Source organism: Burkholderia pyrrocinia (assembly GCF_018417535.1).
GTDB classification, from domain to species: domain Bacteria; phylum Pseudomonadota; class Gammaproteobacteria; order Burkholderiales; family Burkholderiaceae; genus Burkholderia; species Burkholderia pyrrocinia_E.
Map to the genome: position 1 here is coordinate 965,485 of NZ_CP070979.1, position 14,733 is coordinate 980,217.

16 protein-coding genes are annotated in these 14,733 nt (G+C 67.9%); 5 read left to right on the forward strand and 11 right to left on the reverse strand.

Annotation, left to right across the window (positions count from 1 at the left end; translation table 11 throughout):
• Nucleotides 1-3 precede the first annotated feature (3 nt).
• A complete protein-coding gene (locus tag JYG32_RS37295; RefSeq protein WP_213267725.1) occupies nt 4-270 on the forward strand; it encodes a hypothetical protein in 267 nt (88 codons plus the stop codon).
• Nucleotides 271-297: 27 nt separating this feature from the next.
• Here JYG32_RS37295 and JYG32_RS37300 read toward each other — a convergent pair whose 3' ends face one another.
• Nucleotides 298-1,215, reverse strand: a complete 918-nt coding sequence (locus JYG32_RS37300; RefSeq protein WP_213267726.1) for a LysR family transcriptional regulator — start codon at nt 1,213-1,215, stop codon at nt 298-300.
• 128 nt (nt 1,216-1,343) lie between these two features.
• On the opposite strand from JYG32_RS37300, the gene JYG32_RS37305 reads away from it, so the two are divergent.
• Nucleotides 1,344-2,069, forward strand: a complete 726-nt coding sequence (locus JYG32_RS37305; protein WP_213267727.1) for a pirin family protein — start codon at nt 1,344-1,346, stop codon at nt 2,067-2,069.
• 61 nt (nt 2,070-2,130) lie between these two features.
• Complete coding sequence (gene wrbA / locus JYG32_RS37310; protein WP_174378004.1) at nt 2,131-2,733, forward strand: NAD(P)H:quinone oxidoreductase; 603 nt, start codon at nt 2,131-2,133, stop codon at nt 2,731-2,733.
• A gap of 108 nt (nt 2,734-2,841) precedes the next feature.
• On the opposite strand, the gene JYG32_RS37315 is transcribed toward wrbA, so the two are convergent.
• The 6 genes from JYG32_RS37315 to JYG32_RS37340 form a co-directional block, all read right to left on the reverse strand.
• A complete protein-coding gene (locus JYG32_RS37315) occupies nt 2,842-3,147 on the reverse strand; it encodes a hypothetical protein (RefSeq protein ID WP_174378003.1) in 306 nt (101 codons plus the stop codon).
• A gap of 223 nt (nt 3,148-3,370) precedes the next feature.
• The gene (locus tag JYG32_RS37320) at nt 3,371-4,105 is read right to left on the reverse strand and encodes an LrgB family protein (protein WP_213267728.1); all 735 of its coding nucleotides are present in this window, start codon (nt 4,103-4,105) and stop codon (nt 3,371-3,373) included.
• On the reverse strand, nt 4,102-4,473 hold the full coding sequence (locus JYG32_RS37325; RefSeq protein ID WP_213267729.1) for a CidA/LrgA family protein: 372 nt from the start codon (nt 4,471-4,473) through the stop codon (nt 4,102-4,104). Before JYG32_RS37325 ends, JYG32_RS37320 begins: the two co-directional genes overlap by 4 nt.
• A 339-nt stretch (nt 4,474-4,812) precedes the next feature.
• The gene (locus JYG32_RS37330) at nt 4,813-5,847 is read right to left on the reverse strand and encodes an alpha/beta hydrolase (RefSeq protein ID WP_213267730.1); all 1,035 of its coding nucleotides are present in this window, start codon (nt 5,845-5,847) and stop codon (nt 4,813-4,815) included.
• 57 nt (nt 5,848-5,904) lie between these two features.
• Nucleotides 5,905-6,330: an organic hydroperoxide resistance protein gene (locus JYG32_RS37335; protein WP_105391976.1), complete on the reverse strand. Its 426-nt coding sequence runs from the start codon at nt 6,328-6,330 to the stop codon at nt 5,905-5,907.
• Nucleotides 6,331-6,553: 223 nt separating this feature from the next.
• Nucleotides 6,554-7,120 carry a TetR/AcrR family transcriptional regulator gene (locus JYG32_RS37340; protein WP_096476322.1) on the reverse strand — a complete coding sequence of 189 codons (567 nt, stop codon included), beginning with the start codon at nt 7,118-7,120 and terminating at the stop codon, nt 6,554-6,556.
• A 289-nt stretch (nt 7,121-7,409) separates the two neighbouring features.
• On the opposite strand from JYG32_RS37340, the gene JYG32_RS37345 reads away from it, so the two are divergent.
• Both JYG32_RS37345 and JYG32_RS37350 read left to right on the forward strand, forming a co-directional pair.
• Entirely contained in the window at nt 7,410-9,263 is a 1,854-nt protein-coding gene (locus JYG32_RS37345; protein WP_213267731.1) for an ABC transporter ATP-binding protein, read from the forward strand.
• 168 nt (nt 9,264-9,431) lie between these two features.
• A complete protein-coding gene (locus JYG32_RS37350) occupies nt 9,432-9,944 on the forward strand; it encodes a DUF4262 domain-containing protein (protein WP_213267732.1) in 513 nt (170 codons plus the stop codon).
• 61 nt (nt 9,945-10,005) lie between these two features.
• Here JYG32_RS37350 and JYG32_RS37355 read toward each other — a convergent pair whose 3' ends face one another.
• From JYG32_RS37355 to JYG32_RS37370, 4 genes are all read right to left on the reverse strand, one after another.
• Nucleotides 10,006-11,496: an aldehyde dehydrogenase gene (locus tag JYG32_RS37355; RefSeq protein ID WP_213267733.1), complete on the reverse strand. Its 1,491-nt coding sequence runs from the start codon at nt 11,494-11,496 to the stop codon at nt 10,006-10,008.
• A gap of 25 nt (nt 11,497-11,521) precedes the next feature.
• Nucleotides 11,522-12,937, reverse strand: a complete 1,416-nt coding sequence (locus tag JYG32_RS37360) for an amidase family protein (protein ID WP_213267734.1) — start codon at nt 12,935-12,937, stop codon at nt 11,522-11,524.
• Nucleotides 12,938-12,984: 47 nt separating this feature from the next.
• Nucleotides 12,985-13,365, reverse strand: coding sequence for a cupin domain-containing protein (locus JYG32_RS37365; protein WP_213267735.1), 381 nt, complete (start codon nt 13,363-13,365; stop codon nt 12,985-12,987).
• Nucleotides 13,366-13,436: 71 nt separating this feature from the next.
• Nucleotides 13,437-14,729: an NAD(P)/FAD-dependent oxidoreductase gene (locus tag JYG32_RS37370; RefSeq protein WP_213267736.1), complete on the reverse strand. Its 1,293-nt coding sequence runs from the start codon at nt 14,727-14,729 to the stop codon at nt 13,437-13,439.
• Nucleotides 14,730-14,733 lie beyond the last annotated feature (4 nt).

Here is a 14,733-nt window from a genome sequence, read left to right on the forward strand (position 1 = left end):
CGAATGCGCGACGCCGATCAATCGCCGTTCGATGTCGGCGCAACCGTCCCGGCGGCCACGCTGCATTGCACGATGCCGTCGCGCAATGCGGCTTCGACGGCGGCATCGATGATCCCGGTAAACACCATGACGTTATCCCTTCGTGCGCAGCCGCACCTTGTCGAGCACATCCGGCACGCCGACGCGACGAACGGGCGCAGCCCGGAAGACGACAGGAAAACGCTTCGCCACGAACGGAACGCCATTCTCCGCAAATTCTGCGGAGAATAACGCCCCCGTTCACCGCAAACCCGCCCGCTACCGCCGCCTGCCCGCCCCGCCCTTCGCCGCCGGCACCGCCGCCCCGAGCCGCTCCGCGAGAAACCCGATGAACGTGCGCAGCGTGACGAACCCTTCGCGATGCTGCGGAAACACCGCATTGAGCGTGATCGGCGACGGCGCGTACGCGTCGAGCACCGGCACGAGCGCGCCGCTGTCGAGCGCCGCGCCGGCGATGAAGTGCGGCAGCAGCGCGATGCCGAGCCCCGCGATCGCCGCGTCGCGCACGACTTCGCCGTTGTTCGCGACGAGCGGCCCCTGCACGTCGAACGTGCGCGCAACGCCGTCGACCCGAAATTCCCAGCCGACGCGCCGCTCGCGCCCGTACAGCAGGCACGTGTGGCCGGCGAGCTCGGCCGGCGTCGCCGGCGTGCCCTGCCGCTTCAGATAGGCGGGGCTCGCGCACGCGATCATCCGCCACGCGCCGAGCGGTCGCGCGATCAGCGTCGAATCCTCGAGCGAGCCGATCCGCAGCACGAGATCGAAGCCCTCGCCGATCACGTCGACGCGCCGGTCGGTCAGGTCGAGGTTCAGCCGCACGGCAGGGTGCGCGGACAGGAATTCGGCGATCAGCGGCGACACGTGCGTGATCCCGAACGACAGCGGCGCACTGATCTTCAGCGACCCATGCAGCTCGGTGCTGCGCACCGACATCGCCTGCTCGGCGTCGGCGATCTCCGCGAGGATCCGCTGCGCGCGCGCATAAAACTCCTGCCCCGATTCGGTCACCGCGAGATTGCGCGTGTTGCGATGCAGAAGCCGCACGCCGAGCGACGCCTCCAGCGCCATCGTGCGCCGGCTGACGAACTGCTTGGACAGCATCAGCTGGTCGGCCGCCGCCGTGAAGCTGCCCGCGTCGACTGTCGCGACGAAGATCCGCAAGTCGTTGAGTTCCATATTGTCCACTCCATAGCGACAGTCATTATCTCTACAGCCATTTATTTGTCAAATCGATTGACCTAAGATTCTTCTCAACGAACGGCCGGGCCCACTTCCGAGGTCCGGCGACTTGAAGGACAAGAATCATGATCGAAATCCGTGCAGCAAACCAACGCGGCCGTGCGGAGCATGGCTGGCTCAGCTCCCGTCATACGTTTTCGTTCGCGAATTACTACGATCCGAAGCAGGTCGGCTTCTCCGACCTGCTCGTGATCAACGACGACCGCGTCGCACCGGCCCGCGGCTTCGGCACGCACCCGCACCGCGACATGGAAATCCTGTCGTACGTGCTCGAAGGCGCACTCGAACACAAGGACTCGATGGGCACCGGGTCGGTGATCGTGCCGGGCGACGTGCAACTGATGAGCGCGGGCACGGGCGTGCGCCACAGCGAGTTCAACCACTCGCCGGAAACGCCGGTCCACTTCCTGCAGATCTGGGTCGGGCCGGCCGAAAAGGGTGCCGAGCCGCGCTATCAGCAGACGAATGTCGCGGACGGCGACAAGCGCGGCAAGCTCACGCTGGTCGTGTCGCCGAACGGCGACGCCGGTTCGCTGAAGATCCGGCAGGACACGCGGATTTACGCGGGCCTGTTCGACGGCGCTGAACGCGCTACGCTGGAACTGGCACCGGGCCGCTTTGCTTACGTGCACGTTGCACGCGGCAGCGTGACGGTCAACGGCGTGACGCTCGGCGAAGGCGACGGCGCACGCATCCGTGGCGAACAGGCGCTGACGCTCGCCGACGGCAACGATGCCGAAGTGCTGGTGTTCGACCTGCGTCCTGTCGAAGTGACGGCCGAGTGGGCATGACGCCCGTTCGGGAAACCGGGCCCCGCTGAAAGCGGGGCCCTTTTAATCGGAGATTCGCAACATGGCCAAGGTACTCGTTCTTTACTACTCGTCCTACGGGCACGTCGAAACGATGGCGCAACACATCGCGGAAGGCGCGAAATCGGTGCCCGGCGTCGAGGTCGCGCTCAAGCGCGTGCCGGAAACGATCCCGGTCGACCAGGCCAGGGCCATCGGCGTGAAGGTCGACCAGGCCGCACCGGTCGCCACGGTGGACGAACTCCCCGATTACGACGCGATCATCTTCGGCACGCCGACCCGCTTCGGCAACATGGCCGGCCAGATGCGCACGTTCCTCGACCAGACCGGCGGCCTGTGGATGAAGGGCGCGCTCGTCGGCAAGATCGGCAGCGTGTTCGCGTCGACCGGCACGCAGCACGGCGGCCAGGAAACGACGATCACGTCGTTCCACACGACGCTGCTGCACCAGGGGATGGTGATCGTGGGCGTTCCGTACGCATGCAGCGGGCTCGTCAACATGAACGAAATCACCGGCGGCACGCCGTACGGCGCGACGACGCTCGCGGGCGCGGACGGCAGCCGCCAGCCGAGCGCGAACGAACTCGAAATCGCGCGCTACCAGGGCAAGCACGTCGCGGAACTCGCGAACAAGCTCGCGTCGTAACGCGTCGCGCCATCCGGGAATCCGCCGGCCGCAGACGGTCCGGCACTCCCGGAAACGGACGGCGCCGGGGCAACCCGGCGCCGTCCGTTCATGCGCGCATGCCGGCCGTTACTGCCCCGACGCCGGTGCGGCAGGCGCCGCCTTCGTCGCGGGCGCCTTCTGCACGGCATTCTGCGGATAGTTGCTCTGGTCGTTGGTCAGCCGATAGCCGCTGCCGGTGCCGATCGCCTTCAGGTCCGACGCGTGGCGCGCGCGGGCCGCCTTGCGCGCCGCCTTCTTCTGCGCCTTGTCGAGCTGCTTCTGCGTCGGCGCGGACGCCTGATCCTGCGCGTATGCCGCCGGCGCGGCGGTCAACAGCAGACCGAACGACGCCGTTACCGCTACTGCCACCGAAACCACGCGAGACTTCTTCATGGCCGGAACTCCTTGTCGATTGTTGGTTGTGGGTCGAATATCAGCGCGCGACGGCTTGCGACAACGGCGCCGATGCAACGTTAGCCGATCGCTGCGCAAATGTCCGCGCGCGTTCCTGAATTCTCCTGATAACGGCAGCGATACGTGCGCGCCGGGCACGCCGTCGTGTCGGCACGTCGCCCGCGCCCATCAGGGAAACCGATAACCCCGGGGCCGCCGGCGCTCAGACCCAGCGCGACAGCAACGGCAGCAGGATTGGCACGACGAACGCCGTGAGCACGCCGTTCAGCCCCATCCCGAGCCCGGCGAACGCGCCGGCCTCCTCGCTGACCTGGAACGCGCGCGCGGTGCCGATCCCGTGCGACGCGACGCCGAGCGCGAAGCCGCGCACGGCCGGCTCGTCGATCCGCAGCGCGTTGAGGATCCCGCGCGCGCATACGGCACCGAAAATCCCGGTCGAGATCACGAGCACGGCGGTCAGCGACGGAATGCCGCCGATCTCCGCGGCGACGGCCATCGCGATCGGCGTCGTCGCCGATTTCGGCGCGAGCGACGCGATCGTCTGGTGCGATGCGCCAAACAGCGCGGCGATGCCGACCGCCGACACGATCGCGGTCAGCGAGCCCGCGAGCAGGCCGACGAGCAGCGGCAGCGCGGTGCGCCGCAGCTTCGACCACTGGCGGTACAGCGGCAGCGCAAGCGCGACGGTCGCGGGGCCGAGCAGGAAATGGACGAACTGCGCGCCTTCGAAATAGGTCGGATACGGCGTATGCGTGAGCGTCAGCAGCATGACGATCAGCGCGACCGCGATCAGCACGGGGTTCGCGAGCGGGTTGAAGCGCGCCCGCGCATAGACGGCCTGCGCGAACAGATACGCGACCAGCGTGATGGTCAGGCCCAGCAACGGGCTCGCGGCGAGATAGACCCAGATCGCGCCGAGTTTCGGGAAGGCCGTCATTGCGTGCCCTCCGCGGTGCCGCCCGCGCGGCGCTGACGCCGCAGCAGCGCACGCGTGACGAGCGCCGTCACCGCGATCGCGAGCGTGGTGCTCACGGCCAGCGCGACGACGACCGCGACCGCGTCGCCGCGCACGCGATCGGCCGACACCATGATGCCGACGCCGGCCGGCACGAACAGCAGCGACAGGTGGCGCAGCAGCTCGAGCGCGGTCGGCTCGATCGCGTCGGCCATCTGCGGACGCAGCATCACGAAGCCGAACAGCAGCAGCATGCCGATCACCGGGCCCGGCACCGGCAGGCCGAACAGATAGGACACGCCTTCCCCGAGACACTGGAAGGTCAGCAAGACCGCGAACGCCTGCAGCATGAACCGCTTCTCCCGAAGGTGGCCGCGATACCGCGCGGCCGCGCGACCGATAGGCCGGCGGCTTGCAGTGCCGGCGTGGACGATATGCGCGATCGTATCAACAATGCTCGCGGCCGGTCGCGACGGCGCAATCGCACGATCTCGCTCAATCGTTTCAATCTGGCTGGATCAGGCAAGAGATCGGGCGGAACCGGGCGGGACGAAGGAGCGATAGCGCGCCGGTCCGGACGCCGGTGGTGCCGCCTTTCACCGCACCGCTCGTCCGCATGCAGAAACGGCGGGCACGAGCCCGCCGTTTCGTCGTTCGCATTCGAACGCATTCGAATGCCGCCCGCCGCGTTACTTCAGCCGCGTCGCGATTTCATTCGCCAGCGCCTTCGTCGCGGCCTTCGTCGGTGCATCCGTGGCCAGCGCGTTCAGCAGACCGAAATCGTGGATCGTGCCGTCATAACGCGTGGTCGTCGCGTCGACACCGGCCGCGTCGAGCTTGCGGCCGTACGCTTCGCCTTCGTCGCGCAGCACGTCGAACTGCGCGACCTGGATCAGCGCGGGCGGCAGGCCCTTCAACTGCGCGGTGCTCGCGCGCAGCGGCGACGCGTAGATCTCGTTGCGCTGCGCTTCGTTCTTCGTATAGGCGTCCCAGAACCACTTCATCATCGGCCGTGTCAGGAAGTGGCCTTGCTGATACGCGTTGTACGAGCCCGTGTTGAAGTTGTGGTCCGTGACGGGCCACATCAGGCCCTGGAAGCGGATCGCGGGGCCGCCCTTGTCCTTCGCCATCAGCGACACCACGCCTGCCATGTTCCCGCCGACGCTGTTGCCGACCACCGCGAGGCGGCTGCCGTCGACGCCGATCTCCGCGCCGTGCGCGGCCACCCACTGCGTCGCCGCATACGCCTGGTTGATCGCGACCGGGTAATGCGCTTCCGGCGACGGCGTGTAATTCACGAACACCGCGACGGCACCCGACTGCACGACGAGATCGCGCACGAGGCGTTCATGCGTCGGGAAGTCGCCGAGAATCCAGCCGCCGCCGTGGAAGAACATGAACACCGGCAGCGTGCCCGTCGCGCCTTGCGGGCGAACGATCGTGATCGGCACCGACAAGCCGTCCTGTTCGATCGTGCGGTTCGACACGTCGATGCCCGACAGGTCGACCTTCGCGCCGTTCTGCGCGTCGACCAGCACCTGGCGCGCCTTCGCTGGGCTCAACGTTTCGAGGCCGGGGCCCTTCTGGCCGTTCAGCGCGGCGAGGAACCCGCTCGTCGCCGCATCGGGCCGGACGGTTTCGGCGCCGGCGGCGAATGCGGTGGGCACGGTGGACAACGCCGCTGCAACGGCGGCGACGATCAGCAGCGGCTTGACGATCTTCATGATGAAACTCCTTGGCTTAACCGGTGAATGACGATGAATGATTCGCAGTACGATTGATCAGACAAGCGTGAGCGTGACGTCGATGTTGCCGCGCGTCGCGTTCGAGTACGGGCAGACGATGTGCGCGCGATCGATCAGCGTTTGCGCGGTATCGCGATCGAGGCCAGGCAGCGAGATCTTCAGTTCGACTTCGATGCCGAAGCCGTTCGGGATCGCGCCGATGCCGACGCTGCCTTCGATGGCGGCGTCCGCGGGGATCGCGATCTTGTCGCGGGCCGCAACGAACTTCATCGCGCCGATGAAGCACGCGCTATAGCCGGCCGCGAACAGTTGCTCGGGGTTCGCGCCTGCGCCGCCCGCGCCGCCAAGTTCGCGCGGCGTGGTCAGCTTCAGGTCCAGGCCGCTTTCCGGCACCGTGGCACGGCCGTCGCGGCCGCCGGTGGCTTTTGCATGGGCGCGGTACAGCACTTTTTCGATCGACATGACAGACTCCTTTTCAATCAGTGAGTGAAACAGCCTTCCAACCCGGGACCGCGCACCGAAAGCGTTGCAGTCGGCATCACGTTTGTTTATCTACTCATAGATAGATAAACATCCCCAAAAAATGCAGGTGGCCGATCCACCTGCTCCGACCATCTATCTACCAAAAGATAGATAACAAAACCCGACAAAAGGCGGCGAACCGCCTGACTGCTTGCCCCGTCCATCAGGACCGGGTTTTCCAGACGGCCTCGACATCCTCGAGACGCGCCCGCGTGTGAAACAGCCGGCTGGCCAGCACGCTGCCCTGGAACGCCGCGTACAGCGTGCGCGCCGCCGTTTCGGGCTTGCCGCTGAACTGCAGCGTGCCCTCCTTCGCGCCCTGCGCCAGCAATTCGGCGAGCCAGTTCTCGTTGCCCTTGAAGAACGCCTGCACGGCCTGCCGCACGTTCTCCGGCAACGATTCGATGTCGGCCGCGAGCATCCCGCACAGGCAGATCTGGTTGCCGTCGCCAAGCGTCCGGCCGAACAGCTTCGTGTACAGGCTCAGCTTCACGTCGGCCGGCAACGCCGGATCGATCGCCCGCATGGCCGCGAGGACTTCGTCGCTGTACGCCGCCACCGCTTCCAGCACGAGGTCGTCCTTCGACGGGAAGTAGTAGTGGATGCTCGACGTCTTCACGCCCACCAGGTCGGACAGGTCTCGATAGCTGAAGCCGTTGTAACCGCGCAGCATCATCAGCGTGATCGCGTGGTCGAGAATCTGTTCGCGGACGGTCGGTTTCGTTTCCATGGATTGAACTTTATCTACTCGTAGATAGATAAGCAAGAACTTTTTTTGGGGCAGCATGAAAAATCCGGAAAGCCCCGAGCGCGGATAGGCGCCGTCCCGCGCGGCCGCTACCGCTTACAACCGGCCTGCAGCCCGATCGAATCGATGCGACACTCGCAGCCAGGCGACGCGACCACGACGCAATCGTCGGTCGGCCGGATGTGCGCGCCAGCGCCCCGACATCGCGTCGCGCCCGGCGCATGCATCACCGGTCCGCCCGCTTCGCCGGACCGCACAAGGAGAACAGTCGATGTACTCGTGGTTTGAACGGCGCCTGCCGACTTTCCCGCTCGAAGATCCCGTCACGCCGCCGCGGGGATTCTTCTCGTTCGTGTGGGCGTGCACGAAAGGCGCGCGTAGCTGGATCCTGCTGATCGCGCTGACGTCGGCCGCACTGGCCGCGTACGAAGCCGCGCTGTTCGCGATGATGGGGCGCGTGGTCGACTGGCTGTCGTCGGCGACGCCAGCCGAATTCGGCGGCCGCCACTTCGGCACGCTTGCCGGCTTTGCGGCGATCCTCGCCGGCAGCGCGCTGCTGATCGCGCTGCACACGATGGTCAAGCACCAGGTGCTCGCGATCAACTTCCCGATGCGGCTGCGCTGGCTGTTTCACCGGCTGATGCTCGACCAGAGCCTGTCGTTCTACGCGAACGAGTTCGCCGGCCGCGTGACGACCAAGATCATGCAGACCGCGCTTGCGGTGCGCGACGCGCTGTTCATGTCGGTCGATGTCGTGATCGGCGTCGCCGCATACCTGATCGGCATCCTCGCGCTCGCGGCGAGCTTCGACTGGCGGCTGATGATTCCGCTCGTGCTGTGGGCGCTCGGCTACGGCGCGGCCTGTGCGTACTTCGTGCCGCGCCTGGGCGCCGTCGGCAGCCGGCAGGCCGACGCGCGCGCACTGATGACGGGCCGCATCACCGACGCGTATTCGAACATCACGACCGTGAAGCTGTTCTCGCACACGCGGCGGGAAGCCGATCACGCACGGCGCGCTATGGAAGCGTTCAAGTCGACCGGCGACGCGCAGATGCGCCTCGTCAGCGCGTTCGAGATCGTCAACCACCTGCTGTCGACGCTGCTGCTGGTCGGCTCGACCGGCCTCGCGCTGTATCTGTGGATGCACGGCGAAGTGAGCGCGGGTGTCGTCGCGGCCGTGATCGCGATGGCGCTGCGCCTGTCGAGCTATTCGCACTGGATCATGTGGGAGATGACCGAGCTGTTCGAGAACGTCGGCACGATCCAGGACGGCATCAACACGCTGACGAAGGTGCGCAGCGTGGTCGACGCGCCCGATGCGAAGCCGCTCGCGGTGCAGCGCGGCGGGATCGTGTTCGACAACGTGCAGTTCGCGCACGAGGACAACGACCGCGCGGTGTTCGACGGACTGAACCTGACGATCCGGCCGGGCGAGCGGATCGGCCTGATCGGCCGCTCGGGCGCCGGCAAGTCGACGCTCGTGAACCTGCTGCTGCGTTTCTACGACGTGGGCGGCGGCACGATCCGGATCGACGGGCAGGACATCGCGCACGTGACGCAGGACAGCCTGCGCAGCGCAATCGGGATGGTCACGCAGGATACGTCGCTGCTGCACCGGACGATGCGCGAGAACCTGCTGTACGGTCGCCCCGATGCAAGCGAGCGCGAAATGCAGGACGCGGCCATGCGCGCGGAAGCGTCCGAGTTCATCGACCGGCTGCGCGACCGCCACGGGCGCAGCGGCTACGACGTCGAGGTCGGCGAGCGCGGCGTGAAGCTGTCGGGCGGCCAGCGGCAGCGTGTCGCGATCGCGCGCGTGATGCTCAAGGACGCGCCGATCCTCGTGCTCGACGAAGCGACCAGCGCGCTCGATTCCGAAGTCGAAGTCGCGATCCAGCGCAGCCTCGACAGCCTGATGAGCGGCAAGACGGTGATCGCGATCGCGCACCGGCTGTCGACAATCGCGGCGATGGACCGACTGATCGTGCTCGACGAAGGGCGCATCGTCGAGGAAGGCACGCACCGGCAACTGCTGCAGGCGGGCGGCATCTATGCGGCGCTGTGGGCGCACCAGAGCGGCGGGTTCCTCGGCGAAACGGCGGAGGCGGAAGGCGCGGCGCAGTAGGCGGGCGGCATGTCCGAGACCGGCATGTCCGAGACCGGCACCGGCAGGCCGGCCATGGCAACATGGCGGCGCATCGATCATCGGCGGATTCGACCGGGATCGCTTTTCCGACGGTCGGACGCCGTCGCCCGGTTTCGTATCGACCGACGACAGATCCAAGGAGCCCATATGACCACGCGACCGGATATCGCCACCGCGCTGGACGCGCCCGATTCGGTGCTCGAAGAAGACGAGCAACGATTCGTGAATCAGATTCGCACGCACGGATGGTTCCGCACGGAAGTGTTTGCGGAAGCGGACCAACCGGGCTTCTCGTTCACGACCGGGCTCTGGGTCAATCACGGTTTTCCGGAGATCATCGTATTCTCGTTGCCGGCGCGCATCGTCCATGACGTGCTGTGGGACGTCTACCGGATGGTCGCGGCCGGCACGCCGCCGCCAGTCGGAGAAGTCACGGCATCCGTCTACGGCAACGCGAACGCGCTCCTCATGCCGGTGGCGAAGGCACACTACGAAGCCCACCTCGGCTGGAACCGCTGGTTCTACGGCAACGACGATTTCCCGTGCGTCCAGTTGCTGTGGCCCGACCGCGACGGGATCTTTCCCGGGCAGCCGGAAGCCGACGACGCGTTGAACGCTGCGCAGCCGCGCCTGTTCGGATCCGGCGACGATCACCACTGACGTGCACACCGGAAACGCGTGGCACGCGGGAAGCGTACCGCGCGGCCGGCGTGGCCCGACACTACAACCGCACGATCGTCGATTTCAGCTCGGTGTATTTGTCGAGCGCGTGCAGCGACTTGTCGCGACCGTTGCCCGACTGCTTGTAGCCGCCGAACGGGAAGTTCAGGTCGTCGCTGCCGTCGCCGTAGCAGTTGACCCACACGGTGCCCGCGCGCAGGCGCCGCGCAACCTGGTGCGCCGTCGCGAGATCGGCAGACCAGACGGCCGCGGCCAGCCCGTACTCGGTGTCGTTGGCAATGCGAACGGCCTCGTCGACGTCGTCGAACACGATCACCGACAGCACCGGCCCGAAGATCTCCTCGCGCGCGAGCGTCGCGTCGGCCTTCACTTCGAACACCGTCGGCTCGACGTAGAACCCGCCCGTCTCCTCGCGCACGCGCGCGCCGCCCGTCACGAGGCGGCCCTCGTCGCGCCCGACACCGATGTAACCCATCACGCGATCGAGCTGCACGCGATCGACGATCGCGCCCATCGTCACCGAAGGATCGAGCGGATGCCCGGGCGCGAAGCGCCGCGACGCGTCGACCAGCTTCGCGACGAATGCGTCCTTGATGTCCCGATGCACCAGCAGGCGCGAGCCTGCCGTACACACTTCGCCCATGTTGAAGAAGATCGCATCGGCGGCCGCCTGCGCGGCGCGGTCGAGATCGGGGCAATCGGGCAGCACGATGTTCGGCGACTTGCCGCCCAGTTCGAGCCACACGCGTTTCAGGTTCGACTGCGCGGCACACGCCATGATCTGCCGGCCGGTGCGCGTCGACCCGGTAAATGCAATGCAGTCGACATCGCGATGCAGCGCCAGCGCCCTGCCCGGCTCCGCGCCGCCCGGCACGACGCTGAACACGCCGGGCGGCACGCCGGCGTCGCACGCGAGCTGCGCGACGCGGATCGCGGTCAGCGGCGATTTCTCCGACGGCTTCAGCACCACGCTGTTGCCGGCCGCGAGCGCCGGCGCGAACTTCCACGCGGCCATCAGCAGCGGAAAGTTCCACGGCACGACCGCCGCGACTACGCCGATCGGCTCGCGCGTGACGAGCCCGACGAGATGACGGTCCGCCGGCACGACTTCGCCGCCGACCTTGTCGATCGCTTCCGCATACCAGTCGACGCAATGCGCGGCGGCCGGCACGTCGATCGCCGTGGTATCGGCGATCGGCTTGCCGGTGTCCAGCGTCTCGAGCAGCGCGAGTTCGTCAAGATGCTCGCGCATCAGCGCGGCCCAGCGTTGCAGCACGGCCTTGCGGGCGCGCGGGTTCATGCCGGCCCAGACCTGCGCGTCGAACGCGCGGCGCGCGGCCGCGACCGCGGCGTCGACATCGCCGCCGCCGCAGTCGGCCACGTGCGCGAGCATGCAACCGTCGATCGGGCTCACACAGGCGAAGGTCGCGCCGGCTTGCGCGTGGCGCGCTTCGCCGTCGATGAACGCGCGCCCCTCGATCCGCAGCACGGCCGCGCGGGCCTGCCAGTCTTCGAATGTCCGTTGATTCATTCGTATTCCCGTGAAAAGTCGTGCATCACGATCCGGTGACCGGATCGATCGGCGTGAAGATGCCCGCGCGGGCCTCGATCGCCTCGCCCGCGGCGAGACACAGCGCCTCCTGGAAGCGTCCGGCGACGAGCTGCACGCCGGTCGGCACGCCGTCGCGAATGCCGGTCGGCACCGACAGCCCCGGCAGCCCGAGCAGCGCGGTCGCCAGCAGCGGCCCCTGCCGGTCGACGATCTCGCGCATCGCGTCGTCGCCGTGCTGGTCGGCATCGATCGCGAACGGCCGCGCGCACGACACGGGCATCAGCAGCAGCGGATAGCGCGTAAGGAACTGCTGCCAGTCGCGCAGCAGCGCGGTGCGCCGCGCGAGGCCGTTCATGTAGCCGGCGAGGTCCAGCGGCGCCGCCAGATTGCGCTGGCTCGCGAACGCGGTGCGGATCGCCGCGTCGCCGTGCTGCATGATCACGTCGCCGAGCCCGCTGCGCGCTTCGTTGGTCACGAGGTCGAGCCACAGCTCGCACGCTTCGGCGATCCGCGGCGGTTCGACTTCCTCGACGATGCAGCCGGCGTCTTCGAGCCAGCGCGCGGCCTGCCGGATCGCGTCGACGACCACGGGATCGGACGGCACGCCCGGCAGCACCGGGCACACGGCCACGCGCGCGGGGAACGCGGCCTCGCGCGCGGCCGGCACGACCGGCATCCACCATGCGTCGCGCGCGTCGCCGGCCGCCATCGCGTCGAGTGCAAGGCGCAGGTCGCCGACCGTGCGCGCGAGCGGCCCCTGTACGGACGCGAGCTGCACCGCGAGCGTGCGGTCCTTCGACTGAGTCGGGTTGTACGCGGGGACGCGCCCGGTGCTCGGCCGCAGCCCGGCGACGCCGCACGCATACGCCGGGTAGCGGATCGAGCCGCCCAGGTCGTTGCCGTGCGCGATCGCGCCGATGCCGGCGGCCACGGCCGCGGCCGCGCCGCCGCTGGAACCGCCCGGCGTCAGCGACGCGTCCCACGGATTCGACGTGCGGCCGTGCAACTCGTTGTCGGTGAACCAGCGATACGAAAACGCCGGCGCGTTGCTGCGCCCGATCACGATCGCGCCGGCCCTGCGCAGGTTCGCGGTCACCGGGCTGTCCTCCTGCGCGACCAGGTCCGAAAACGCGCGCACGCCGTTGGTCGTCGCGCATCCGGCCGTGTCGACGTTGATCTTCACGGTCACCGGCACGCCGTGCAGCGGGCCGACTGGCGCGCCGCGCGCGCTCGCGGCATCGGCATCGGACGCCGCCTGCAACGCGCTGTCGGCCAGCACGTCGACGATCGCGTTGATGACGGGGTTCACCTGTTCGAGCCGCTGCAGGCAGCTTCGCGTGAGTTCCGTCGCCGACACGTCGCGCCGCGCGACATGCGCGGCCATCTCGGCCGCGCTCAGACGCCACAATTCCTGGGTCATGGGTTGCTCCTCGTTGATATCGATGGTTGTCGCAAGTCGGCCACGCGTTACGCGTGCGGCTGCCCGGCCTGCGGGGCATGCGACGCATAGATCTTGCGGCACGTCTCGACGACTTCCCACGTGCCGCGAAACCCCGGCGGGATCACGAACCGGTCGCCGGCGCGCAGCACGCGTTCGCGGCCGTCCGCATCGCGCACGATCGCGACGCCGCTCAGCATCTCGCAATACTCCGACTCGTCGTACTCGATCGTCCAGCGGCCGGGCGTGCATTCCCAGATGCCGCAACTGAACTGCCCGCACGGGCTGATGTAGTGATGCGACAGCGTCTGCATCGGGTTGCCGTCGAGCAGCAGCCCGCTCGGCACGCGGCTCTGCGTGAGCTTCGCCGGCGCCCGCATCAGGTCGACGAGATTCGTGATGTTGATCATTAGTGCCTCCAGGGCATGGGTGTTTGGAAACGTTTCAGTGCCGCGCGGCCGGACCAGCCGGCCCGCACGGGTCAGAGCAGGTCCATCGTCCGGTGCCACGCCATCGCGAGCGCCAGCATCGGCGTGCGCAACAGGCGCCCGCCCGGGAAGTCGCGATGGCGTATCCGGCCGAACAGGTCGAAGCGCGCGGCCTGCGCGTCGATCGCTTCCGCGATCAACCGCCCCGCGAGGCCGGTCACGTTGACGCCGTGCCCGGAGAAGCCCTGTGCGAAATACACGGTTGGCTCGAGCCGGCCGAAATGCGGCGCGCGATTCATCGTCGCGTCGATCAGGCCACCCCACGCGTAGTCGATCCGCACGTCGGCAAGCTGCGGGAACGTCTTCAGCATGTCGCGCCGCATCGCGCCCGCAAGGTCGCGCGGCGTGTGGGTCGAGCTGCTGGCCTTGCCGCCCCAAAGCAGCCGGCGGTCGCGCGTCAGCCGGAAATAGTCGAGCGCCGAATTGCTGTCGCAGACCGCCGCATCGGCCGGCATCGTCTCGGCCGCGCGCGTGTCGCCGAGCGGCTCCGTCGCGATCAGGTAGGTCGCCACCGGGATGATCTTGCGCGCGAGCGCCGGCGCAAGCTGCCCGAGGTACGCATTGCCCGCCAGCACGACGTAGCGGGCGTCCACGTACCCGCGCGCGCATCGGACGCGGTGGTGCGGCGCGGCGCGCTCGAGCGCGAGCGCGGGCGTGTCCTCGTGGATCGTCACACCGGCCGCGCGCGCCGCCCGCGCGAGGCCGAGCGTGTAGTTCAGCGGATGCAGGTGGCCGCTGCCGTCGTGACGCAGGCCGCCGACGTAACGGTCGGACGCGACGAAGTGCTGCATGCCGGCACGTTCGACGATTTCGTAGCCGCGATAGCCGAAGCGGCTCGCCGCGGTATCGCGCCACTTGCGCAGCGCGTCGACGTGGCGCGGCTTGTTCGCGGCGGTCAGGTAGCCGAAGGTCAGGTCGCAATCGATGCCGTAGCGTTCGACCCGCTGCCTGACGATGTCGACCGACTCCAGCCCCATCGCCCATACGCGCCGCACGTCGTCGTCCGGCAGGTAGGCCGAAAACGTATCGATGTCGCATGCGTAACCGGCGATCAACTGGCCGCCGTTGCGGCCGCTCGCGCCCCAGCCGATCCTCGACGCCTCGACGAGCACGACCGAATGGCCGCGCTCGGCGAGATCGAGCGCCGCGGACAGGCCGGTGAGCCCGCCGCCGATCACGCAGACATCGGCGGTCACGGCCCCGTCGAGCGGCGGATGGCGCACACGGTTGTTGACTGTCGCTGCATAGTACGACTGAACATGTTGCTGGTTTTTGAACTTGAGCATGAGT

Excerpts from the sequence above, each read along its gene's own strand:
- JYG32_RS37340 (WP_096476322.1), bottom strand. The coding sequence starts at position 7,120 with ATGGAAACGAAACCGACCGTCCGCGAACAGATTCTCGACCACGCGATC.
- JYG32_RS37320 (WP_213267728.1), bottom strand. The coding sequence starts at position 4,105 with ATGACGGCCTTCCCGAAACTCGGCGCGATCTGGGTCTATCTCGCCGCG.
- JYG32_RS37305 (WP_213267727.1), top strand. The coding sequence starts at position 1,344 with ATGATCGAAATCCGTGCAGCAAACCAACGCGGCCGTGCGGAGCATGGC.
- JYG32_RS37325 (WP_213267729.1), bottom strand. The coding sequence starts at position 4,473 with ATGCTGCAGGCGTTCGCGGTCTTGCTGACCTTCCAGTGTCTCGGGGAA.
- JYG32_RS37345 (WP_213267731.1), top strand. The coding sequence starts at position 7,410 with ATGTACTCGTGGTTTGAACGGCGCCTGCCGACTTTCCCGCTCGAAGAT.
- wrbA (WP_174378004.1), top strand. The coding sequence starts at position 2,131 with ATGGCCAAGGTACTCGTTCTTTACTACTCGTCCTACGGGCACGTCGAA.
- JYG32_RS37335 (WP_105391976.1), bottom strand. The coding sequence starts at position 6,330 with ATGTCGATCGAAAAAGTGCTGTACCGCGCCCATGCAAAAGCCACCGGC.
- JYG32_RS37315 (WP_174378003.1), bottom strand. The coding sequence starts at position 3,147 with ATGAAGAAGTCTCGCGTGGTTTCGGTGGCAGTAGCGGTAACGGCGTCG.
- JYG32_RS37370 (WP_213267736.1), bottom strand. The coding sequence starts at position 14,729 with ATGCTCAAGTTCAAAAACCAGCAACATGTTCAGTCGTACTATGCAGCG.
- JYG32_RS37355 (WP_213267733.1), bottom strand. The coding sequence starts at position 11,496 with ATGAATCAACGGACATTCGAAGACTGGCAGGCCCGCGCGGCCGTGCTG.
- JYG32_RS37360 (WP_213267734.1), bottom strand. The coding sequence starts at position 12,937 with ATGACCCAGGAATTGTGGCGTCTGAGCGCGGCCGAGATGGCCGCGCAT.
- JYG32_RS37300 (WP_213267726.1), bottom strand. The coding sequence starts at position 1,215 with ATGGAACTCAACGACTTGCGGATCTTCGTCGCGACAGTCGACGCGGGC.
- JYG32_RS37295 (WP_213267725.1), top strand. The coding sequence starts at position 4 with ATGCGCGACGCCGATCAATCGCCGTTCGATGTCGGCGCAACCGTCCCG.
- JYG32_RS37350 (WP_213267732.1), top strand. The coding sequence starts at position 9,432 with ATGACCACGCGACCGGATATCGCCACCGCGCTGGACGCGCCCGATTCG.
- JYG32_RS37330 (WP_213267730.1), bottom strand. The coding sequence starts at position 5,847 with ATGAAGATCGTCAAGCCGCTGCTGATCGTCGCCGCCGTTGCAGCGGCG.
- JYG32_RS37365 (WP_213267735.1), bottom strand. The coding sequence starts at position 13,365 with ATGATCAACATCACGAATCTCGTCGACCTGATGCGGGCGCCGGCGAAG.